The organism is Nocardioides pinisoli (assembly GCF_024199985.1).
GTDB lineage: Bacteria > Actinomycetota > Actinomycetes > Propionibacteriales > Nocardioidaceae > Nocardioides > Nocardioides pinisoli.
This window is the reverse complement of sequence record NZ_JANARS010000001.1, coordinates 749,885-770,257: the sequence shown is the minus strand read 5'-3', so window position 1 is coordinate 770,257 and position 20,373 is coordinate 749,885. Positions and strand designations below refer to the sequence as shown.

22 protein-coding genes and 1 tRNA gene are annotated in these 20,373 nt (G+C 71.7%); 9 read left to right on the top strand and 14 right to left on the bottom strand.

The window, feature by feature from the left end; genetic code table 11:
* Positions 1-581: 581 nt before the first annotated feature.
* From pstB to NCI01_RS03680, 5 genes are all read right to left on the bottom strand, one after another.
* The gene (pstB, locus tag NCI01_RS03700; protein ID WP_254180109.1) at positions 582-1,361 is read right to left on the bottom strand and encodes a phosphate ABC transporter ATP-binding protein PstB; all 780 of its coding nucleotides are present in this window, start codon (positions 1,359-1,361) and stop codon (positions 582-584) included.
* A gap of 40 nt (positions 1,362-1,401) precedes the next feature.
* Positions 1,402-2,490, bottom strand: coding sequence for a phosphate ABC transporter permease PstA (gene pstA / locus NCI01_RS03695; protein WP_254180108.1), 1,089 nt, complete (start codon positions 2,488-2,490; stop codon positions 1,402-1,404).
* Between the two features lie 61 nt (positions 2,491-2,551).
* Entirely contained in the window at positions 2,552-3,508 is a 957-nt protein-coding gene (pstC, locus tag NCI01_RS03690) for a phosphate ABC transporter permease subunit PstC (protein WP_254180107.1), read from the bottom strand.
* 79 nt (positions 3,509-3,587) lie between these two features.
* Positions 3,588-4,721, bottom strand: coding sequence for a phosphate ABC transporter substrate-binding protein PstS (gene pstS, locus NCI01_RS03685; protein WP_254180106.1), 1,134 nt, complete (start codon positions 4,719-4,721; stop codon positions 3,588-3,590).
* A gap of 210 nt (positions 4,722-4,931) precedes the next feature.
* Positions 4,932-5,801 carry an NUDIX hydrolase gene (locus tag NCI01_RS03680; protein ID WP_254180105.1) on the bottom strand — a complete coding sequence of 290 codons (870 nt, stop codon included), beginning with the start codon at positions 5,799-5,801 and terminating at the stop codon, positions 4,932-4,934.
* 40 nt (positions 5,802-5,841) lie between these two features.
* On the opposite strand from NCI01_RS03680, the gene NCI01_RS03675 reads away from it, so the two are divergent.
* Positions 5,842-6,918: a hypothetical protein gene (locus tag NCI01_RS03675; protein WP_254180104.1), complete on the top strand. Its 1,077-nt coding sequence runs from the start codon at positions 5,842-5,844 to the stop codon at positions 6,916-6,918.
* A 13-nt stretch (positions 6,919-6,931) separates the two neighbouring features.
* Here NCI01_RS03675 and NCI01_RS03670 read toward each other — a convergent pair whose 3' ends face one another.
* The 3 genes from NCI01_RS03670 to NCI01_RS03660 form a co-directional block, all read right to left on the bottom strand.
* Positions 6,932-7,093 (bottom strand): hypothetical protein, encoded by a 162-nt coding sequence (locus NCI01_RS03670; protein WP_172256468.1) that lies wholly within the window; start codon positions 7,091-7,093, stop codon positions 6,932-6,934.
* Between the two features lie 199 nt (positions 7,094-7,292).
* Positions 7,293-7,496, bottom strand: coding sequence for a cold-shock protein (locus NCI01_RS03665; RefSeq protein ID WP_045548871.1), 204 nt, complete (start codon positions 7,494-7,496; stop codon positions 7,293-7,295).
* A 232-nt stretch (positions 7,497-7,728) separates the two neighbouring features.
* Positions 7,729-8,895, bottom strand: coding sequence for an enolase C-terminal domain-like protein (locus tag NCI01_RS03660; protein WP_254180103.1), 1,167 nt, complete (start codon positions 8,893-8,895; stop codon positions 7,729-7,731).
* An 89-nt stretch (positions 8,896-8,984) separates the two neighbouring features.
* Here NCI01_RS03660 and NCI01_RS22555 point away from each other — a divergent pair, with 89 nt between their 5' ends.
* The gene (locus tag NCI01_RS22555) at positions 8,985-9,662 is read left to right on the top strand and encodes a GntR family transcriptional regulator (RefSeq protein ID WP_254180102.1); all 678 of its coding nucleotides are present in this window, start codon (positions 8,985-8,987) and stop codon (positions 9,660-9,662) included.
* Between the two features lie 42 nt (positions 9,663-9,704).
* Positions 9,705-9,777 (top strand) — tRNA-Lys (locus tag NCI01_RS03650).
* Positions 9,778-10,059: 282 nt separating this feature from the next.
* On the opposite strand, the gene NCI01_RS03645 is transcribed toward NCI01_RS03650, so the two are convergent.
* The 3 genes from NCI01_RS03645 to NCI01_RS03635 all read right to left on the bottom strand — a co-directional run bounded on the left by NCI01_RS03645 (position 10,060) and on the right by NCI01_RS03635 (position 10,929).
* A complete protein-coding gene (locus tag NCI01_RS03645) occupies positions 10,060-10,308 on the bottom strand; it encodes a hypothetical protein (protein WP_254180101.1) in 249 nt (82 codons plus the stop codon).
* A complete protein-coding gene (locus NCI01_RS03640; protein ID WP_254180100.1) occupies positions 10,305-10,625 on the bottom strand; it encodes a hypothetical protein in 321 nt (106 codons plus the stop codon). Before NCI01_RS03640 ends, NCI01_RS03645 begins: the two co-directional genes overlap by 4 nt.
* Positions 10,626-10,752: 127 nt before the next feature.
* Positions 10,753-10,929, bottom strand: a complete 177-nt coding sequence (locus NCI01_RS03635) for a hypothetical protein (RefSeq protein ID WP_254180099.1) — start codon at positions 10,927-10,929, stop codon at positions 10,753-10,755.
* A 134-nt stretch (positions 10,930-11,063) separates the two neighbouring features.
* Between NCI01_RS03635 and NCI01_RS03630 the strand changes: the two genes are divergently transcribed.
* Positions 11,064-12,308 carry an NAD(P)/FAD-dependent oxidoreductase gene (locus NCI01_RS03630; protein WP_254180098.1) on the top strand — a complete coding sequence of 415 codons (1,245 nt, stop codon included), beginning with the start codon at positions 11,064-11,066 and terminating at the stop codon, positions 12,306-12,308.
* On the opposite strand, the gene NCI01_RS03625 is transcribed toward NCI01_RS03630, so the two are convergent.
* Positions 12,292-13,845: a PucR family transcriptional regulator gene (locus NCI01_RS03625; protein WP_254180097.1), complete on the bottom strand. Its 1,554-nt coding sequence runs from the start codon at positions 13,843-13,845 to the stop codon at positions 12,292-12,294. The two genes, NCI01_RS03630 and NCI01_RS03625, sit on opposite strands and share 17 nt — an antisense overlap.
* Before the next feature lie 150 nt (positions 13,846-13,995).
* Here NCI01_RS03625 and alr point away from each other — a divergent pair, with 150 nt between their 5' ends.
* Complete coding sequence (gene alr, locus NCI01_RS03620) at positions 13,996-15,168, top strand: alanine racemase (protein ID WP_254180096.1); 1,173 nt, start codon at positions 13,996-13,998, stop codon at positions 15,166-15,168.
* 82 nt (positions 15,169-15,250) lie between these two features.
* On the opposite strand, the gene NCI01_RS03615 is transcribed toward alr, so the two are convergent.
* The gene (locus NCI01_RS03615; RefSeq protein WP_254180095.1) at positions 15,251-15,616 is read right to left on the bottom strand and encodes a winged helix-turn-helix transcriptional regulator; all 366 of its coding nucleotides are present in this window, start codon (positions 15,614-15,616) and stop codon (positions 15,251-15,253) included.
* A 76-nt stretch (positions 15,617-15,692) separates the two neighbouring features.
* On the opposite strand from NCI01_RS03615, the gene NCI01_RS03610 reads away from it, so the two are divergent.
* Positions 15,693-16,100, top strand: a complete 408-nt coding sequence (locus NCI01_RS03610; RefSeq protein WP_254180094.1) for a RidA family protein — start codon at positions 15,693-15,695, stop codon at positions 16,098-16,100.
* A 138-nt stretch (positions 16,101-16,238) separates the two neighbouring features.
* Positions 16,239-17,300, top strand: a complete 1,062-nt coding sequence (locus NCI01_RS03605; protein ID WP_254180093.1) for a phosphatase PAP2 family protein — start codon at positions 16,239-16,241, stop codon at positions 17,298-17,300.
* A 24-nt stretch (positions 17,301-17,324) separates the two neighbouring features.
* Here the strand turns inward: NCI01_RS03605 and NCI01_RS03600 are convergent, their stop codons facing one another.
* The gene (locus tag NCI01_RS03600; RefSeq protein WP_254180092.1) at positions 17,325-18,815 is read right to left on the bottom strand and encodes an NAD(P)/FAD-dependent oxidoreductase; all 1,491 of its coding nucleotides are present in this window, start codon (positions 18,813-18,815) and stop codon (positions 17,325-17,327) included.
* 222 nt (positions 18,816-19,037) lie between these two features.
* Between NCI01_RS03600 and NCI01_RS03595 the strand changes: the two genes are divergently transcribed.
* A complete protein-coding gene (locus NCI01_RS03595; RefSeq protein WP_254180091.1) occupies positions 19,038-19,970 on the top strand; it encodes an ATP-binding protein in 933 nt (310 codons plus the stop codon).
* Complete coding sequence (locus tag NCI01_RS03590) at positions 19,967-20,368, top strand: fluoride efflux transporter FluC (RefSeq protein ID WP_254180090.1); 402 nt, start codon at positions 19,967-19,969, stop codon at positions 20,366-20,368. Before NCI01_RS03595 ends, NCI01_RS03590 begins: the two co-directional genes overlap by 4 nt.
* The last annotated feature ends 5 nt before the right edge of the window (positions 20,369-20,373 follow it).

Below are 20,373 nucleotides of genomic sequence, written 5' to 3'. Positions count from 1 at the left end.
TCGGAACGTAGAGGCCGTGGGAAGAGCGGCGCACCTCCCCGCGACGGATCTGCCGGACCGAGGGTCCGTCGACGTCGGAACGACGCCGCGGCCAGACCACGGTCGCTCTGACCCCCTCGCGCGGCCCCACGCCGTACAACGGCCCCGCGCCGGCACCGAGAACGTCCATGCCACCGATCGTGGCGGCACACGCTGACGCCTGCGCGGCTGTCTCCACAGCGCGCCCGCGCGCGCAGCTCGTCCACAGGCTCTGAGGCCCGAGGTGGTCAGGAACCGACGAAGACCCCGCTGCTCAGCGGTTTCGCGGGCGGGCGAGGGCAGCCGGGGTAGTTAAGGGACATCTGTCCCTCCACAGGGCCCGATCCGGCCCACCTCTCCCTTAACTAGCCCTGGGCGGACGAGGGGCTGGGGTAGTTAAGGGACATCCGTCCCTCCACGGGCCCCAACCCGACCACCTCTCCCTTAACTACCCCCTACGCCCCGGGCGGACGAGCGCGCGGACGAGCGGGTGGACAAGCGGGCGGACGAGCGGGCCGACGAGCGGGCAGACCACCCGAAAACCCGATTCCCAAACCCCCGGCTCAGCCGAAACGGCCGGAGATGTAGGCCTCGGTGGCCTCGTTGTCGGGGTTGGCGAACATCTTGGGCGTCGCGTTGAACTCGACGAGGTGGCCGGGCTGGCCGGCGGCCTTGAGGTTGAAGAAGCCGGTCTCGTCGGAGACGCGGGCGGCCTGCTGCATGTTGTGGGTGACGATGACGATCGTGTAGTCGGACTTCAGCTCGTGGATCAGGTCCTCGATCGCGGAGGTCGAGATCGGGTCGAGCGCCGAGCACGGCTCGTCCATCAGCAGCACCTGCGGCTCGACCGCGATCGCGCGGGCGATGCAGAGGCGCTGCTGCTGGCCGCCGGAGAGTCCCATGCCGGGCTTGTCGAGGCGGTCCTTGACCTCGTTCCAGAGGTTCGCGCCCTTGAGGGAGCGCTCGACGATGTCGTCGGCCTCGGTCTTCTTCATCTTCTTGGAGTTGAGGCGGTTGCCGGCCAGGACGTTCTCGTAGATCGACATCGTCGGGAACGGGTTGGGCCGCTGGAAGACCATGCCGATCTGGCGTCGTACGGCGACCGGGTCGACGGCGCTGTCGTAGAGGGACTGCCCGTCGACGGTCACCTTGCCCTGCACGTGGGCGCCGGGGATGACCTCGTGCATGCGGTTGAGCGAGCGCAGCACCGTGGACTTGCCGCAGCCGGAGGGGCCGATGAAGGCGGTCACGGAGCGCGCCTTGATGTGCATGTTGACGCCCTCGACGGCGAGGAAGTCGCCGTAGTAGATGTCGAGGTCGGAGACGTCGATGCTCTTGGCCATGGTGGGGGTGACTCCTTGGGTTGCTACGTGTCCGAGCGGCTCAGCGGCCGGTCTTGGGGGCGAACGCCTTGCCGATGATCCTCGCGACGAGGTTGAGCGACATGACGATGATGATGAGGAAGAGGGCGGCGCCCCAGACGCGGTCGGTCCAGATCTCGCCGTACTTGAAGTGCGTGGTCTGGCCGAGCGACTGGAAGATGTAGACCGGCAGGGTCTGCACGGGGCCCTCGAAGGGGTTCCAGTTGGCCACCCGTGCGGTGCCCAGGATCAGCAGCAGCGGGGCGGTCTCGCCCGCGACGCGGGCGATGGCCAGCGTGATGCCGGTGACGATGCCCGCGACGGCGGTCGGCAGGACGACCTTGACGATGGTGCGCCACCGCGGCACGCCCAGGGCGTACGACGCCTCGCGCAGGTCGTCGGGCACCAGCTTGAGCATCTCCTCCACCGACCGGATGACCGTCGGCAGCATGAGGACGGCGAGCGCGATCGCGCCGCCGATGCCCAGGCGCGGCAGCGGGTCGCCCGTGACGACGATGAAGAGCGCGACCGCGAAGAGGCCGGCGACGATCGACGGGATGCCGGTCATCACGTCGACGAGGAAGGTGATGACCTTCGCGAGCCGGTTGTTCTTGCCGTACTCGACGAGGTAGATCGCGGTGAACAGGCCGATCGGGACGGCGATGATCGCCGCGATCGCGGTCACCATGACCGTGCCCATGATGGCGTGATAGATGCCGCCGCCGACACCGAGCAGGGCGCGCCCGCTCATGTCGTCGTTGAGGAACTGCGGCGTCAGCACCGGCAGTCCGCGGGCGACCACGGTCCAGATGAGGCTGACCAGCGGGAGCATCGCCAGCACGAAGGCGGTCCACATCAGGGTCCGCATCAGCGCGTCGGTGGCCTTGCGGGATCCCTCCACGCTGCGCGACCACACGGTGTAGCCGAGGACGTAGCCGAGCCACGCGACGACGACGCCGACCACGGGGCTGAGGCCCAGGAGCCAGGCGAGGGCGCCGAGAGCGACGGAGCACACGCCGACCAGGAGCGGGGCGACACGCGGGAGGGTGCCCCCCATCAGCGGCTCGAGCTGGTCGGGCGTGGGGGTCTTGAGGTCGGTGGTGGTGCTCATGCGGGGTCCCTGCGGCGTTGTTCGGAGGAGCGGAGCGGGGGAGAAGAACGTCGTGGGGTGTTCATGCCTTCACCTGCCCGCGGGTCGCGACGTAGCGGCCCAGGAAGTTGACTGCGAACGTCAGGACGAAGAGCGCGAGGCCCGCGAAGATCAGCACGTTGATCTTGAGGCCTGCGGCGTTGGCGTAGTTGTTGGCGATCGCCGCCGCGATGGTGTTGGAGTTGGCCGACGAGATCACGTCGAAGCTGATGATCGCTCCGGTGGCGGACAGCACCATGGCGACGGCCATCGTCTCGCCGAGCGCGCGGCCCAGGCCCAGGAGCAGGGCGGCCACCATGCCCGAGCGGGCGTAGGGCAGCACGGCCATGCGGATCATCTCCCAGCGGGTCGCGCCCAGCGCGAGCGCGGCCTCCTGCTGCGTCGTCGGCGTCTGCGCGAAGATCTCGCGCAGGATCGCGGTGACGATCGGCAGCGCCATCAGCGCGAGCACCACGGACGCGGTCAGCAGCGTGCGACCGGAGTTGGACACCGGGCCCGCGAAGAGCGGGATCCAGCCGAACCAGTCGTTGAGCCAGTCGAAGATCGGCACCATGCGGGGCGCCAGCACCGCGATGCCCCACAGGCCGAAGACCACCGACGGCACGGCCGCCAGCAGGTCGACGAGGTAGCCGACCGGCTTCGCCACCTTGCTGGGCGCGTAGTGCGAGATCACCAGCGCCAGGCCGATGGCCAGCGGCGTCACGATGACGAGCGCGAGCGCGGACGAGAGGATCGTGCCGAACAGGAGCGGTCCGACGTACGACCACACGCTGGGCTTGCCGTAGGCCTGCTCGCCCGACGCGTCGAGCGCGGGCAGTCCCTGGATCACCAGGAAGATCGCGACGCCGGCCAGGAGGCCGACGACGAGCAGCGCCGCACCGAGCGCGGTGCGGCGGAAGACCGCGTCCCCCACGCGGGTGGTCCTGGCCCGGGCGGGCAGCTCCTGCTGCTGCTCGGGCTCGCGGATCGCGGTTGTCATCGGGTTCCTCCTGGGTGACGACGTGTCGGAAGGGGCCGGGCCTCGTGGGCCCGACCCCCGCCGTGGTGCTGGTGGATGCTCAGCCGGCCGAGATCTCGTCGACGACTGCCTGCGCCTGCTCGCGCACCTCGTCGGGCAGCGGCGCGGAGCCGGCCTCGGTGGAGCCGATCTCCTGGCCCTCGTCGCTGAGGATGTAGGAGATGTAGCCCTTGACGTTGGCGGCGGTCGCCTCGTCGTCGTAGGTCTGGCAGGCCAGGAGGTAGGACGTGAGGACGATCGGGTAGACGCCCGACTCCTCGGTCTGGTAGTCCAGCTCGTGGGCGTAGTTCACGTCGGAGCCCTCGTCGACGCGGGGCGAGACCTCGAAGATCTTGGCGGCCGCCTCGGGGCTGGGGGCAACGAACTCCTCGCCGACACCGATGCTGGCCTGGCCGAGGCCGCCGGCCTGGCTGGCGTCGGCGTAGCCGATCGTGTTGGGCGCGTCGGTGACGACCTGGACGACACCGGAGGTGCCCTTGCCGCCCTCGCCGCCGGCCTCGGTCGGCCACGTCTCGACCTCGCCGGCGGTCCACACGTCACCGGCGACCTGGGAGAGGTAGTTGGTGAAGTTGCCGGTGGTGCCGGACTCGTCGGAGCGGTGGACGGGGGTGATGTCCTCGCTCGGCAGGTCGGCGTTCGGGTTGTCGGCGACGATCGCCTCGTCGTCCCAGGTGGTGATGTCGCCGGCGAAGATGCCGGCGAGGGTCTCCGGGGAGAGGTTGAGCTCGTCGACGCCCTCGAGGTTGTAGATGACCGCGATCGGGGAGATGTAGTTGGGGATCTCGATCGGCTCGGCGCCGCACGTCTCCGTGGCACCGCTCAGCTCGCCCTCCTCGTCGTCGAGGTAGGAGTCGCTGCCGGCCATCGGGTAGGCGCCGGAGATGAAGTTCTCGCGGCCGCCGCCGGAGCCGACCGGGTCGTAGGAGACGGTCACGCCGGGCGCGACCTCGCCGAAGCCGACCATCCAGGCGTTCTGGGCGGACTCCTGCGAGGAGGCGCCGCCGATGGCGAGCTCACCGGACAGGTCCGCGTAGTCGCCGCTGGCCTCGGAGCCACCGGTGTCGGCGGACGCCTCGTCCGCCGAGTTGCCACCACCGCACGCAGCGAGGGACAGGGAGAGGGCAAGCACGGCGACGCTGGGGGCGAGCAGCTTGCGGAAGGAAGTGCGATTCACTTCGGGTGCTCCTGAAGAGTCTTGGTGGAAGTCTGATGAGTGCTGACGATCACCGAAGGTAGGCACGTCAGGAGAACGACCACGCCGCCGTCGGTGAACGCGCGGTGAACTCGACCGGACCGGTTGGCATCACCCGTTCGGGCGTGAGACGACGATCACATGAACTCGGCCAGGCGCCCTTGACGGGCGGCCGCGAGCGGGACTACAACCTCACGGCTCGACGACCTGGGTGGCGACGACCCGGCCCTTGCGGTGGTGCGCCACCAGCATCGCGCCGGGCTCGAGCTCGACGTCCGGCACCTGGAGGGCGTCCAGCACGGTGGGCAGCACCGGCCGGTGCGTGCACAGGACCGCGCCGCCGGCACTGCTCGGGTCGCCGTCGAGGATGCTGTCGACGAGGTCGACGACGCCCTCGGTCGAGGCGTCCTCCTCGCTCAGCTCGTCGTAGAGCTTCAGCGGCCAGCCGGTCACCTCGGCGTGCGGCGTCACCGTCTGCACGCAGCGGGTGCTGGAGGAGGTGTGGGCGACCGTCACGTCGAAGGCCGCCAGGAGCGGCACGAGCCGCTGCGCCTGCGTCTCACCGAGCCGGACGAGCGGGCGCAGCCGGTCGTCCTTGCGCCACGCGCCGCGCGAGCGGGCCTTGCCGTGACGGAGCACGACGAGCGCGCGGGTGCGGCGCCGTAGCGGTCGCGCCTCGGCGAGGGTGTCGCGGTCGTAGGAGTAGGTGAGCCGCTCCCCCACGTCCTTCCACGGCACCCACTCGACCGCGTCGATCTCGGCGTTGGGCCTGTAGCGGGCGACGTCGTCGTTCCCGACGACCCGGGCGGTCCAGTAGGCGACGGACTTCCAGCGACCGTTGGACATCCGGTAGCGCTGCGGGGCCAGGACCGGCCCGAGGCGGACGTCGAGCCCGGTCTCCTCCGCCACCTCGCGCACGGCCGCGGTCACCGCGTGCTCCCCCGGGTCGAGCTTGCCCTTGGGGAAGGACCAGTCGTCGTACTTCGGGCGGTGCACCAGGAGCACCTCGCCGCCCTTGCGGGTCACCACGGCACCGGCAGCGCGCACGTCGCGGGGCTCCATGGAAGTAGTCTCACACCCACCCGACCCCGCGAGGAGCCCCGTGCCACATCGTGTCGTCCCGCGTGGCGGGAGCCGCGGCGCGGCGCGTGTCGTGCTGGCCGGCGTGGTGGTCCTCGCCCTCGCCGCCGCCGGGTTCGTCGCGTGGCGCGCGCTGACGCCCGCGACCCCGCTGGCGCGGGCGACGGGCCTGGTGCCGGCCGACGCGACCCGCCTGTCGTGGACGGACTGGGAGGGCGTACGCCGCGAGCTCGGGACCGACGTCGGCCCCGGATCCTCGGCGGAGGAGGTCGACGCCTTCCTGGCGGAGGCCTTCGACGCGGACCTGTCCTCGATGTCGGCGCTCGGCACGTCGGCGGGCGTGATGCAGGAGGAGCTGGGCCTCTCCCCCGCGACCGTCTCGTGGGAGCTCCTCGCCCAGTCCGGCACGGGCGCGGTGGAGGTGCTGGGCGTCGCCGACGACGTCGACCTGGACGCCGTGGCCGACCGCCTGGCCGAGCTGGGCTGGACCGAGCCCGAGGAGGAGGACGGGGTGTGGGTCGGCGGTCCCGACGTGCTCGCGACGACGGGGTCGATGCTGACGCCCGAGCTCCAGCACGTCGCGCTGCTGGCCGACGAGGGGGTCGTGGTGACCTCCGACCAAGCGCCCTACCTCGAGCAGGTGCTGGCGGAGGACGACGGCGGGCCCGAGGGTCTCGCCGACCTGGCCGAGTCGCTGGAGGAGCCCCTGGCCGCGGCGGTCTACGACGGCCCCTACGCCTGTGAGCACCTCGCGATGTCGCAGGCCGACGACGACGCCCGGGCCGAGGCCGATCAGCTGCTCGAGGCGGCGGGCGAGGTCCACCCGCTGACCGGCTTCGCGATGGGCGTGCGGCCGGGAGGCGACGTACGCGCGGTGATGCAGGTGGAGGACGCCGACGACGCGCCCGGCGACGCGGAGGCGCGGGCGCGGCTCGCGGCGGGACCCGCGCCCGGGCAGGGCGGGGAGTTCGCCGACCGGTTCTCGGTCGTCGGGGCCGCGTCGGAGGGTCGCGAGGTGGTGCTCGACCTGCGCCCGGTCGAGGGCGGCTACGTGCTGTCGGACCTCACGAGCGGGCCGGTGCTGTTCGCGACCTGCTGAGGGCGCGTACGGGTCAGTCCTGCGGCTTGCGGGGCGTGACGCCGAGGAGGCGGTCGATCTCCTCCTGGGAGAGGTGCTCCTCGGACTCGCTGGCCGCGATGATGAGCGTGGTCGTCAGCTCGACCTCACCGAGGAGGTCGCCGTCCTCGAGGGTCACGTCGAACTGGTCGTGCATTCCGGTCACCCTCCTGACGTCCTCGGTGGTCGTGCGGCCATTCGAATGTAGGTCCTCGAGCCAAGTCTGACTGACACATCGGCGCAGCGACATGACCCGAACGAGTCAAGTGTGCCCCGAAATCGAGTCTGGCCCCACCCCACTGAGGAGGAGGAGCCAGACTCTTGATCAGATCTGGAACAGGTCCAGACTCAGCCGATCAGAGCGGACGGACGTTCTCCGCCTGCGGGCCCTTGGGGCCCTGGGTGACGTCGAACTCGACCTTCTGGTTCTCGTCCAGCGACTTGTAGCCGTTGGTCTGGATGGCCGAGTAGTGCACGAAGACGTCGTCGCCGCCGTCCTCCTGCGCGATGAAGCCGAAACCCTTCTCGGCGTTGAACCACTTAACGGTGCCCTGAGCCATGGTGCTCGTTACTCCTCTGTAGGGGCGAGAGTCGCCACCTCGACGACCCGCACCAGATGCGGTGACACGCCGCTTGAGACTCACGAGCTGGCAGGGCCCGAAGAACAAACGCCGTTGGATCACAAACTCCGCGGGCGTCTACCTGCTGGAACTTGCACCTGTTGCAGGGCAAACACTACCAACAAATCGCGTCGCGTCACGGGGGGTGCACCACGTCCTGGTGAACATCCGGTCAGGCGTGGAGCTCGCGCAGGACCCGGTGGAAGGCGGCCTTGCCCTCGAGGCCGATGCCCGGACGGTCGTCGAGCCGCACCCGGCCACCCTCGACCACGGCGTCGTCGGCGAACCCGCCGGTGGGCTGGAACTCGCCCGGGTAGGACTCGTTGCCGCCGAGTCGCAGCGCGGCGGCGATGTGGAGGGAGAACTGGTGACCGCCGTGCGGGATGCAGCGCCGCGAGGACCAGCCGTGCTGGGCGAGCATGTCCTGGATGCGGCGGTACTCCACGAGGCCGTAGCTCAGGGCCGGGTCGACCTGGATCCAGTCGCGGTCGGGCCGCAGGCCGCCGTAGCGGACGAGGTTGCGGGCGTCCTGCAGGGAGAACAGGTTCTCCCCGGTGGCGATGGAGCCGCGGTAGTGCTCGGCCAGGGTGGCGTTGAGCCGGTAGTCCAGGGGGTCGCCCACCTCCTCGTACCAGAACAGGCCGTAGGGGTCGATGGCCCGGCCGTAGGCCAGCGCGGTGTCGAGGTCGAAGCGCCCGTTGACGTCGACCGCGAGCCGTGAGCCGTCGCCCCCGAGCACCTCGATGACGGTCTCGATGCGGCGCAGGTCCTCGGCGAGGTCGGCGCCGCCGATCTTCATCTTGACCACCTCGTAGCCCGCGTCGAGGAAGCCGCGCATCTCGTCCTGGAGGTCGCCGAGCGTCTTGCCGGGTGCGTAGTAGCCGCCGGCGGCGTAGACGAAGACGGACTCGTCGGACCTGCCGTCGCCGTAGTGGTCGGCGATCCACCGGTGGAGCGGGACCCCGGCGACCTTGGCCGCGAGGTCGTGCAGCGCCATGTCGACGACCCCGACCGCGACGGACCGCTCGCCGTGCCCGCCCGGCTTCTCGTTGCGCATCATCACGTCCCACGCGGCGCTCGGAGAGAGGCCACCGTCCGCGTCGAGGAGGGTGTCGGGGTCGGCCTCGAGGAGACGTGGCAGGACCCGGCGGCGCAGGATCTCCCCGGCCGAGTAGCGCCCGTTGGAGCTGAAGCCGTAGCCCACCACCGGCCTGCCCTCGACGACGACATCGCTGACGAGCGCCAGGACCGAGCAGTCCATCGTGGAGAAGTCGATGAAGGCGTTGCTCATCGACGAGCTGATCGGGATGGCGCCCTCGTGGGCGGAGACGATCCTCATGCGTGCACTCCAAGTTCTTATAAGATGCGAGATCCGCACCCTACGCACGAGACTCCGCGTTCCGCCAACCGGTCTTATAAGATCATCGGGTGGCCGATCCCCTCTTCGCCAGCAAGGCCGACGTCGCCTACGCGCGCATCCGCCAGCGGATCCTCGACGGCAGCCTGGAGGCGGGCTCACCCCTTGCGCAGTACGACCTGGCCGCCGAGCTCGGCATCAGCATCACCCCGCTGCGCGAGGCCGTACGACGCCTCAGCGGGGAGGGCTGGATCCGTCTCGACACCCACCGCAACGCCCGCGTGGCCGAGCTCGACCTCCACGAGGCCCGCCAGCTGCTCGAGGCCCGACGCGCCCTCGAGCCCGCGGCCGTCGCGCTCGCGGCCGAGCGCCGCACGGACGAGGACGTCGTACGGATGCAGGCGGCGCTGAAGCGACTCAAGCCGGTCACCCGGAAGTGGGGCGAGGCCGCGCTCGCGGCCCACCGCGAGGTCCACCGGGCGCTCTACGCCGCCTCGCACAACGACGTGGTCGTCCGGATGCTCGACGACCTCTGGGACAAGTCCGACCGCTACCGCCGCGTCGGCCTGCAGCTGCCCCCGGGCGGCGAGGACCGCACGCGCGACTTCGAGGAGCACCACGAGCTCGTCCGGCTCGTCGTCGCGCGCGACGCGGCCGCCGCCGCTGACCTGATGACAGCCCACATCGACCACAGCCTCGCCGCGGCCGTGGTCGCGACCGACACCGACGTGCCTGCACCTGCCGGCTGAGGGGTCTGGGATGATCGGCCCCGTCGCGGGCCTGGCCCGCGCGGGCCTCTAGCTCAATTGGTAGAGCAGCGGACTTTTAATCCGTTGGTTCAGGGTTCGAGCCCCTGGAGGCCTACCGACACCGCCTACCGACACCGGCTGGAGCCGGCAGGCGAGCGCCGTCGGACAGCGCAGGTCCCGTTCGTGGCTCCGGCCGGGTCGGCCTGACATCGGTGTTGGGCCTGTGCTCCGGCGGTGTGGAATCAGGGACGGGGTCGGTCATCTGGTGCTCATGGGTGTGCGTGCGCACGTCGTTCGTCCTCTGCGGAAGTGGTGAGGGCGCGTGTCCGGTCGGCGGACCATCGGCGCCTGGCTGCCTGGTGTCGCGGTGATCAGGCGGGGACGGTGAGGCGGCGCGTCACTCCCTGCGCGGGACCCCCGTCCGAGCGCGCCACCTGGTGCGGCGGAGGTCGCCGTAGCCGGCTCGCAGCGCGAGCCCGACGAGGACCGGCAGGACGCAGGCTGCCGCGACCTGGCCGGCGGGTCTCGTCGCCGTGATCAGACCGAGGCCGACCGCGAGCGGGACCAGCACCACCAGAAGTGCTGCGGCAGCGCCGCCGACCCACACGCCGAGGCAGGTGCGTCGCGCGGTCCTGGCCGGGGTCACCGGTCGAGCTCCCGCCGTGCGCAGGGGCGGCACGACGTCGCCCAGGGGAGCATCTCGCGTCGCTCGTGGCCGCTGATGGTGGCGTTGCACCGCGTGCAGACGTCGTACACGCCATCGGCGAGGCGGCGGCGGGCGACGCGTACCTCGTCGAGGATGCGACTCACCGCGTCCCGGTGGGCGACGGCCACCAGGTCGTCGGTCGCCTCGCGCAGCGACTCCAGCTGCGCCGCCCGGGCGTCCTCGACCTCCGCGAGGATCGCGGCGACGTCCGGGGCCGGGCGAGGCGCGTACATGTGGGTGTGGGTGTTCAGGGTCATGGCTGTCCTTGGGCGAGGCCCGCGGCGCGACGGACGGGCAGCGGCGGCGCGCGGCTGCGGCCGTCGTCGGCGCATGGCACGGACGGTCGGCGGCCGGGGGTGTGACCCCAGCCAGGTGAGATGGGGATCAGCGCGGTGTCGGCGGCGCCCGGTCGACGCTGCGTCGCAGCACGTCGAGGCCGCGCACGCCCCGCGCCTCCTCGCTCAACCGGACAGCGAGCAGGACGGCACCCGTGGGCACGTGGGACGGCACGCGCGGACCCTCGTCCGCGGTGACGCGCCGTCGCTGCCTCATGCCCTGCATGGGCCGGACCATAGGCAACTTGGCCGGGAAAAGCCACGTGCTCCCGCCGTTTGTGGGCCGGGCACAACGGCGCCTGCCGGAACAGTGCTCGGAGGGCAGCGACAGGCTGCATCGGAGTGCGCAGGATCCTCGGTATGGCAGCAGCTGATGCACATCGTCCCCGCAAGGTCGCCGTCCTCGGCGCAGGCATGGTCGGTCTGTCCACCGCGTGGTTCCTCCAGGAGCACGGCGTCGAGGTCACGGTCGTCGACCGCGGGGCGGTCGCGTCCGGTTCGAGCTGGGGAAACGCCGGATGGCTCACCCCGAGCATGGCGGTGCCGCTGCCGGAGCCGTCTGTCCTGAAGTACGGCCTGGGCGCCGTGCTCGATCCCGCCTCCCCCGTCTACGTGCCGCCCACCCTGGACCCGCGCCTGCTGCGGTTCCTGGTCCAGTTCGCGCGCAACTGCACGCCGCGACGGTGGGCGCAGGCGATGCAGGCCCTCGTGCCGCTGAACGGCGATGCCCTGGCCGCCTTCGCCGAGCTGGAGAGCGGCGGCGTAGCGGCGCGCACCCGGGCCGCCGATCCCTTCACGGCGGCGTTCCGCACCGCTGACGACAGCCGCGCGCTGCTCCAGGAGTTCGAGCACATCGAGGCCTCGGGCCAGCGCGTCAACCACGAGATCATCGACGGAGCCGCCGCCCGCGCAGACGAGCCGGCGCTCGGCGAGGCCGTCGGCACGGCGATCCGGATCCTCGACGAGAGGTTCCTCGACCCCGCCGCCTACACCGCGTCGGTCGCCGAGTCCGTACGCCGTCGCGGTGGCGTGGTCCTCGAGGACACCGAGGTCACCGACCCGGTCCACGGGACCGACGGCATCCGGGTCGCCGGCGAGCGCTTCGACGCCGTCGTCGTCGCCACCGGCGCCCGGCTCAACGAGCTCGGGCGGCGCTACGGCGTACGCCGCATCGTCCAGGCGGGTCGCGGCTACTCCTTCACCGTCAAGGTGGACCACCTGCCCCGCGGCCCCGTCTACTTCCCGACCCAGCGGGTGGCCTGCACGCCGGTCGGCGACCGGCTGCGCATCGCCGGGATGATGGAGTTCCGGCGGGTGGACGCACCGATGGACCCCCGTCGCATCCAGGCCCTGGTCGACCAGGCCGGACAGCTTCTCGAGGGCGCGCACCTCGACCAGCGCGAGGACGAGTGGGTGGGCGCGCGCCCGTGCACCTCGGACGGGCTGCCGCTGATCGGGGCCACGAACGACCCGCGGGTCTTCGTCGCCGGCGGTCACGGCATGTGGGGCATCACCCTGGGCCCGGTCAGCGGCAAGCTGCTCGCCGAGCAGGTCGCGACCGGCCGGACGCCCGAGCAGCTGCGTCCGTTCAGTCCGCTGCGCTGAGCGGCGGCCGGGCGGACCTTCGGACCTCGCGCAGGCGGGCGATCTCCAGCCGGACCGCCAGCCGCTGCGCGGGGTCGCGGAGGTCGAGGTCGCAGCGCTCCTGCAGGCGGGTCAGGCGGTAGCGGATCGTGTTGGGGTGGACCCCCAGGACGGCCGCGGCGCGCTGCGGCTCACCCCAGTGGTCGATGACCGCTTCCAGCGTGTCGACGAGCACCGCGCCGCCCACCTCGTCCACGAGCAGCGACGCCACCGGGGAGGCCGGTGGCGCCTCCGTCAGTCCGGCCACGGCTCGCGCCAGCACCAACGCGGGCCACCGCGTCTCGACCGACACCACCGGCTCGGACGCGCCGGGGCGCCCGAGCCGCGCCACCTCCGCGGCCTGGTGCCGCGAGGCCGGCAGCGATGTGACCTCGGACGCCGCCGAGCCCCCGACCAGACCAGCGTCCGGGTTGCTGCCCCGCTCCTCGGTCACGACCTGGGCCAGCCACGACCAGCTGCCGGGCTGGACGCCCTCGGTGCGCACCACGACGAACACCTCGTCGTCGAGGTCGGCCAGCAGCGGCCTGCGCCAGCCGTGCCGACGAGCCAGGGCCTGCCACAGCTCGCAGCGGGCCTCCGACGCCAGGTCCGAGGGTCCCAGCAGGATGCCGACGCGCCACGGTCCGTCGTCGAGCCACGTCGGGGCCTCGGTCACGGTCCCCTGCAGCAGGGTCCGGACGTGGTCGAGCTGCACCTGGCGGTGCAGCTCGCTCTGCGACCGCAGCCGCAGCAGGTAGAGGGCGATCACCTGAGCAGCCGCGGCCAGCTCACCGAGGCGGGCGCCCGCGACCGGCTCGTCGACGACGGCCCACACGGACCCGAGCCACTCCCCGCCCGCCCGCACGGGCACGACGTAGCGCGCCTTGATCCCGCCCGCTCCCGCCGGCACGAGGAAGGGCTCGTCGGAGGTGGCGAGCCGGCGGAAGACGCCCAGGGACCGGAAATGGCTGCGCACGTCCCGCGGCACCTGTCGTCCCACGATGGTCGACGTGCGCGCCTCGTCCACGTCGTCCTGTCCGGTGGAGTAGGCCAGCACGCGCGACGTCGCGTCCTCGATGGTCACCGGCGCCCGCAGGATGCCGCTCACCGTGTCCGCCATCTCGAACAGGTCGCCGTACACGTCCACTGATCGCTGGCGGGTCAGCGCAGCCGGTCGGTCCACCGCCGTGCGCAGCAGGCTGACCACCCAGGACCACGGGGCGTCGTCGGCAACGGCGAGGGCGGCCAGACCGGCCTCCGCGCACCGCTGACGGACCTCCGTCGAGTCCGCCCACCGCCGGCGCAGCACCAGCCCCGAGGCCGATGCCGCGCGGTCCACGACCTCGAGCACCTCCTGCTCCGTACGGGCACCGAGGAGCACCACGAGGTCACCGGGCTCGAGCAGCAGCCCGTCTCGGGGCTCGACGATCTCGAGCCCGAGGATCGGCCGGTCGGCGCCGGGCAACAGCTCGGCGGCGGCGGACGTGAGGGCGTCGGCGAGCCCCGTCGCGGTGATCACCGGGCCACTGTGGCACCGGAGGGTCGGTCCCTGCCCCTGTGACCAACCGTCAAGACGGCTGGACCTCTTTGGTGCTCTCGCCACAAAGCGGCAGCGCCGTCCCTCCGCCATCATCATGTGGACGGGCCCACGGCCAGGAAGGCGCCCCCAGTGCACACGTCCATCGAGACCTCCGCGTCGCCACAGTCCGTCGACCCCGCGCTCGCCGCCTGGCGCGAGGTGGACCTGGATGCCATCGGGCGCAACGTTCGCGCTCTGGCAGACATCGCGGCGCCCGCGTCATTGATGGTGGTGATCAAGGCCGACGCGTACTCGCACGGGTCCGTCGAGGTGGCCCGCGCCGCCGTGGCGAGCGGCGCGGACCACCTCGGCGTCGCGGTCCTCGAGGAGGCCTTCGAGCTGCGCAGCGCCGGCATCACCGCCCCCGTCCTGGCCTGGCTCGCCGGCCCCGGTGCCCGCTACGCCGAGGCCGTCGCGTGCGACGTGTCGCTGGCGGCCTACTCCTGCGCCCAAGTGGAGGAGATCGCTCGCGCCGCCGCGTCCGTCGGAGGTCGCGCGCAGGTGCACCTCAAGGCCGAGACCGGGATGTGGCGCGGAGGTGCCGCCGCCGGCGAGTGGCGGGAGCTGGTGGACCTGGCCGGACGACTGCAACGCCGGGGGACCGTCGACGTGGTCGGCGTGTGGTCGCACCTGGCGTGCGCGGACGAGCCGAGGTCCTCCAGCAACGACGCCCAGCTGCGGCTGTTCCTCGACGCGGTGGAGGTCGCCGGGCGCGCCGGTCTGGAGCCGTCCTGGCGCCACCTCGCCAACTCGGCGGCGACCCTCTCGCGGCCCGACATGCACTTCGACCTCGTGCGCTGCGGGCTCGCTGTCTACGGTGTCGACCCGCTCGCGGGCCACGGGGCGACCGTGGGCCTGGAGCAGGCGATGACGCTCAAGGGCACGGTCACCCACGTCAAGGAGGCCCCGGCCGGCGCCGGCGTCTCCTATGGGCACACCTACCGCACCTCCACCGCCACGCGGCTCGCGCTCGTGCCCCTCGGCTACGCCGACGGCATCCCCGTCGCCCCGGGAACCGCCGTCCGTGCGGGCTGGCGGGGACATCCGGTGCCCCTGGCCGGTCGGGTCTGCATGGACCAGCTGGTCGTGGACGTGGGTGACCTCCCCGTGCAGCCCGGGGACGAGGTGACCCTGCTGGGTCCCGGACGCGACGGCGAGCACACGGTGCGGCGGTGGTCGGACCTGACCGGTCGCAGCACCTACGAGCTGCTCACCGGACTGGACCGGAGGCGCGTGCCACTGGCGCACGTGCGTCGTACGTGAGCCCGGCAGGTCGGGTACCGCCGGGGGCCCGGCGCCGCTGACGTGAGAGGCCGGGCGGTCGCGGTCAGGTCTCGGTCCGGGCTCAGCCCGGGGTGTCCTCGTCGAAGCGCGCCCGTGCCTGCTCGATGTCGTGCCGGTGCTCCTCGGTCCACCTCAGGATGGCGTCGACGGGGTCGCGCAACGTCTTGCCGAGCGGCGTGATGCGGTACTCCACGGCCACAGGCCGGTCGCTGACGACCACGCGCTGGACGATCCCGCTCCGCTCGAGGCGGCGCAGCGTCGCGGTCAGCGACTTCTGCGTTACGGGGATGAGGCGCCGGAGCTCGTTGAAGCGGCGCGGGCACTCGCAGAGCTCCTCGAGGACGAGCACCGACCACTTGTCGAGCACCTGACCCAGGATCTCCCGGTGCTCGGCGGTGATGACCAGCCGGTCGGCGGTATCGCGCATAACACCTAGTCTAGTTGAAGTGCTCTTCGGACACCAGGTATCAATCAGATACCACTTCCGATCGAAGGAGCCCGTCATGGCCGCACGTCTCATCAGCCCCGAAGGCATGCTGCAGCAGACCCCCTACCACCACGTCGCCATCGCCGAGGGAACGACGTACGTCACCGTCGCCGGGCAGGTCGGGCAGCGCGGCAACGACCCCGTCCCCGCCGGCGACCTCGCCGCGCAGGTCGCGCAGGCGCTGCGCAACACGGCGCTGGGCCTGGCGGGGGCAGGCGCGACCTTCACCGACGTGGTCCGACTGACCTTCTACGTCGCCGGTTGGACGGCCGACCAGATCGAGACCTTCATGGCCGGCGTGCACTCGGTCGCCGACGAGATCGGCCTGCCGGTGCCGATGCCCCCGGCGTCGCTCATCGGCGTCGAGGTGCTCTTCGAGCCCGACGTGCTCGTCGAGGTCGAGGCGACGGCCGTGCTGCCGTGAGGTCGAGGGAGCCGCATCACCTCATCCGAGCCCGACGGCCCGGACCGGGCCCACATCACACCTCCGCGATGCGGCAGGGCTTGGCCCGATTGGGGAGAATGGCGGCCAAACGCCCGCCCCAAGCACGTCCGGAGTCACATGTCCGCGCCCTCTCCCGCCGTCCTCGAAGCACCGACCGGGATCCAGGACGAGGCGAGGCGCCCCTGGGCGTTCCTGGTGGCCAACGCCGCGCTCATCGGAGCCGTCACGTTCGTCGCGAGCTGGCTGCTCGACCGGCCGGTCGCCGACCCGGAGGGCAGCTTCCTCGGGCCGTCCTGGGTCCGCCTCCCGGTGCTGTGCGCGACGGCGATCGTCGTGGACCTGGTCCCCCGCGCGCTCTGGCAGGGACGGCTCGACCCGGCCCGCACCCTCGCCGCGGCGCGGCACCGGCTGCGTACGCACTGGACGCGCGCCCGCCTCCAGCTCGTGGTCATCGGCATCTCGGGCTTCTACGTCGTCTACGTCGCCTATCGCAACCTGAAGTCGCTGCTGCCACTGGTGCGCGAGGTGAAGTACGACAGCGAGCTGCGGGTGCTCGACCAGCTGCTGCTGCTCGGTCACGACCCCGCGACCCTCGCGCAGGACGTCCTCGGCACCGGCCTGTCGGCCCACGTGCTCTCCGCCGTCTACCTCGCCTACATCCCCCTCGTGGCGATCCTGGTGACCGTCTGGCTGGTCTGGTCGCGCAACATCGCCCACGGCTGGTGGTTCGTCACCGCACAGGGGATCGCGTGGACGCTCGGCACGGTGTCCTACTACCTGCTGCCCACGCTCGGCCCCGGGATCATGTATCCCTGGCTGACCAGCGACCTCACCCCCAACAGCACGTCCGACCTGATGGACGCCCTCGTCTACTCACGACACGGGTTCCTGTGGGGCGAGGGCGACTACCAGGGCGTCGCCGGGTTCGCCAGCCTGCACACCGCGATCGCCCTGCTCTGGGCGCTGATGGCCCAGCACACCGTCAGGAGCCGCGTCATCCGCACGGTCTTCTGGGTCAACTTCGCCGCCACCGTCGTGGCGACGCTCTACTTCGGCTGGCACTACATCGCCGACGACCTGGCAGGAGCCGCGATCGCCGTCATCGCGTTCCGCGTCGCCGCTCGCGTGACGGGGCACGACCTGCGCCGCCGGGCGCCCGCCGAGGTGGCTACCGGCTGACCCGGCCCGCGTACGCCGCTGGGCTCAGGCGCCGCCGACGCGATCGGCCGGCACGCCGCGCACGCCGGAGTCGGTGAGCTCGGCCTCGCGGGCCGCGGACGCCTCGAGCTCCTGGCGCCGCGTCTCCTCCATCATCGCGCGGGTGGCGTCGTAGATGCCCGGGTCGGACACCAGGTCGGCCGCACCGCGCCGGAGCCGGGCGAGCGCCGCACGGGCGAAGATCTGCTGCTCGGTGGTGGTGCGCTCGGAGCGGTTGTTGCTGACGAACGTGATCGCCCACCGCATGAGGGCGGACACCTGGTTCTTGAAGCCGGTGAGGTAGACGAGGTGGACCCCGAGCCACATCAGCCAGGCCACGATGCCGGTCAGCCGGAGCTTGCCGACCATCGCGACGGCGCGGAAGCGGCTGATGATCGCCATCGAGCCCTTGTCGAAGTACTTGAACGGCTTCTGCGGCGCCTTGCCCTGGAGGCGGTTGTCGATCTCCTTGGCGGCGTACTTGGCGCCCTGGATCGCGACCTGCGCGACACCGGGGAGGTTGTCGAGGGCGATCATGTCGCCGACGACGAAGACCTCCGGGTGGCCGGGAAGGGTGAGGTCGGGGTTGACCGAGATGCGGCCGGCGCGGTCCAGCGGGGCGCCGGTCTGCTCCGAGAGCGTCTTGCCGAGCGGGTTGGCCTGCACCCCGGCGGCCCAGATCTTCGCCACGGAGTTGATCCGCTCGACGCGGCCGTCCTTGAACTTCACGTCGAGGCCGCGCTCGTCGACGTCGGTCACCATGGCGCCGAGCATCACCTCGACGCCGAGCTTCTCGAGCTCCTTCTTGGTCTTCTCGCCGAGCTTGCTGCCGAAGGGCGGGAGCACCTGGCCGGCGGCGTCGATGAGCACGACGCGGGCGGTGCGCGTGTTGATCGCGCGGAAGTCCTTGCGCAGCGTGTGGTGCGCGAGCTCGGCGATCTGCCCGGCCATCTCCACACCGGTCGGGCCGGCGCCGACGACCACGAAGGTCAGCAGGTGGTCGACGTCGTCACCCCGGGTGGCGCCGAGCTCGGCCATCTCGAAGGCGCCGAAGATGCGGCCGCGCAGCTCGAGGGCGTCGTCGATGCTCTTCATGCCGGGGGCGAACTCGGCGAAGTGGTCGTTGCCGAAGTAGGACTGGCTGGCGCCCGCGGCGACCAGCAGGGAGTCGTACGACGTCACGGTGTCGCGGCCCAGCACCTGCGAGGTGACCGTCTTGGCGGCGAGGTCGATGCCGGTGACCTCGCCGAGGATCACCCGCGCATTGTCCTGGCCGCTCAGCACCTCACGGGTGGGCGGTGCGATCTCGCCCTCGGACAGGATCCCGGTCGCCACCTGGTAGAGCAGGGGCTGGAAGAGGTGGTGCGTCGTCTTCGCGATGACGGTGACGTCGACGTCGGACCTCCGCAGCGCCTTGGTGCCGAAGAGACCACCGAAGCCCGACCCGATCACGACCACCTTGTGGCGGGAGGACTGCGTCGTGGTCGTCGAGGTCATGGAAAGCTCCTGGGGTCGAAGATGCGTCGTGCCGTCCGCTGCCACGTCGATTGTCCTCCTCGGGCGTGCGCGGCGCGAAACGCCGGGCGAGTCTGCTTGCTCACACCACTACCCCGACCCGAAAGAAACTATGGTGATGGTCGAGGTTTGAACCATCCGTTGCTGGGCAATCATTGCTCCACTGGACTGCCCACCCCGTTTGTACCCCTGAAAAGAGTCCCAGTGCCGCTGAGCTCCGAGTTGACGCTGGCGTCCTCGCCGCGCGCTGCGGCCGACGCGCGTCGCTGGGTCGGTGACGTGTGCCAGCGTCTGGAGCGGCCCGACCTCGTGGAGTGCGCCGAGCTCGGGGTGTCGGAGCTGGTGGCCAACGCCATCCTCCACGCGTCCGCCCCCTACAAGGTCCGCGTGCGCGGCACCGCCTCCCACCCGCGCATCGAGGTGGTCGACGGCTCGCCCCGCCCGCCCGTGCCGCCCGCCCCGGTCGAGGGCGACGACCTCGACCTGCTGCTCACCTTCGGCCGCGGGCTGGCGATGGTCGCCCAGTGCGCCGTCGCCTGGGGCGCGACGATCGAGTCCGACGGCAAGATCGTCTGGTTCGAGCCCGCTGCCGAGATGGCCGACTCCGGGTCCGCGGAGTGGGTCATCGACCACCACGACCGCACCCGGCCCGAGCCCACCAGCGAGGGCGCGGTCGACGTACGCCTCCTGCGCATCGACGTGCCCCTCTACACCTCGCTCAAGCGGCAGTACCACGAGCTGCGCCGCGAGCTGCGCCTGTTGTCGCTGTCGCACCAGTCCGACTACCCCCTCGCCGGCGACCTGACGTCGATGTTCGCCAACTTCGAGCGGCAGTTCCCCGACACCTTCCGCGCCCAGATCGCCGACGCCGAGGCGCGCGGGCTGCCGCGGGTCGACGTGGCGTTCCCGATGGTCCGCGAGGCCGGTCCCATCTTCGTGACGATGACCGAGATGTTCGACGTCGCCGACGCGTTCTGCCGGGCCGAGCGGCTGCTGTCCATGGCCCGCACCCCACGCCAGCGCGCCCTGCACAACTGGTTGCTCTCCGAGCTCGTCCACCAGCTCGACGGAGCGGCCGCCCAGCCGTGGGACGGCAGGCCCGGCTCGGTGTCGGCGTCCACGAGCCGGGTCGGGTGACCCACCACCCCCTCCGGGCCGTCGACGTCCTGCTCGTCGCCGCCGGCGGCGCCACCGGCGCCGTGCTGCGCCACCTCGTCGACGCAGGCGCGCCTGACTCCCTCCTCCCGTGGCCGACGCTGGCCATCAACGTCGTCGGGGCGTTCGCGCTCGGGCTGCTGCCGGTCCTGGCCGTCGTACGCCGCTCGAGACGGGTCGCGGCCGCCCTCGGCCCCGGCCTGCTCGGTGGGTTCACCACGGTCTCGGCATGGGCCGGCGAGACACGCCACCTCGCCGCGGAGGGTCACGTCGGTGTCGCCGGCGCCTACCTCGCCCTCACCCTCGCCGCCGGCCTCTCCGCCGCCGCGCTGGGCCAGCACCTCGCCCGCCGCCCGGAACCCGAGGAGGCGTTGGGATGACGTAC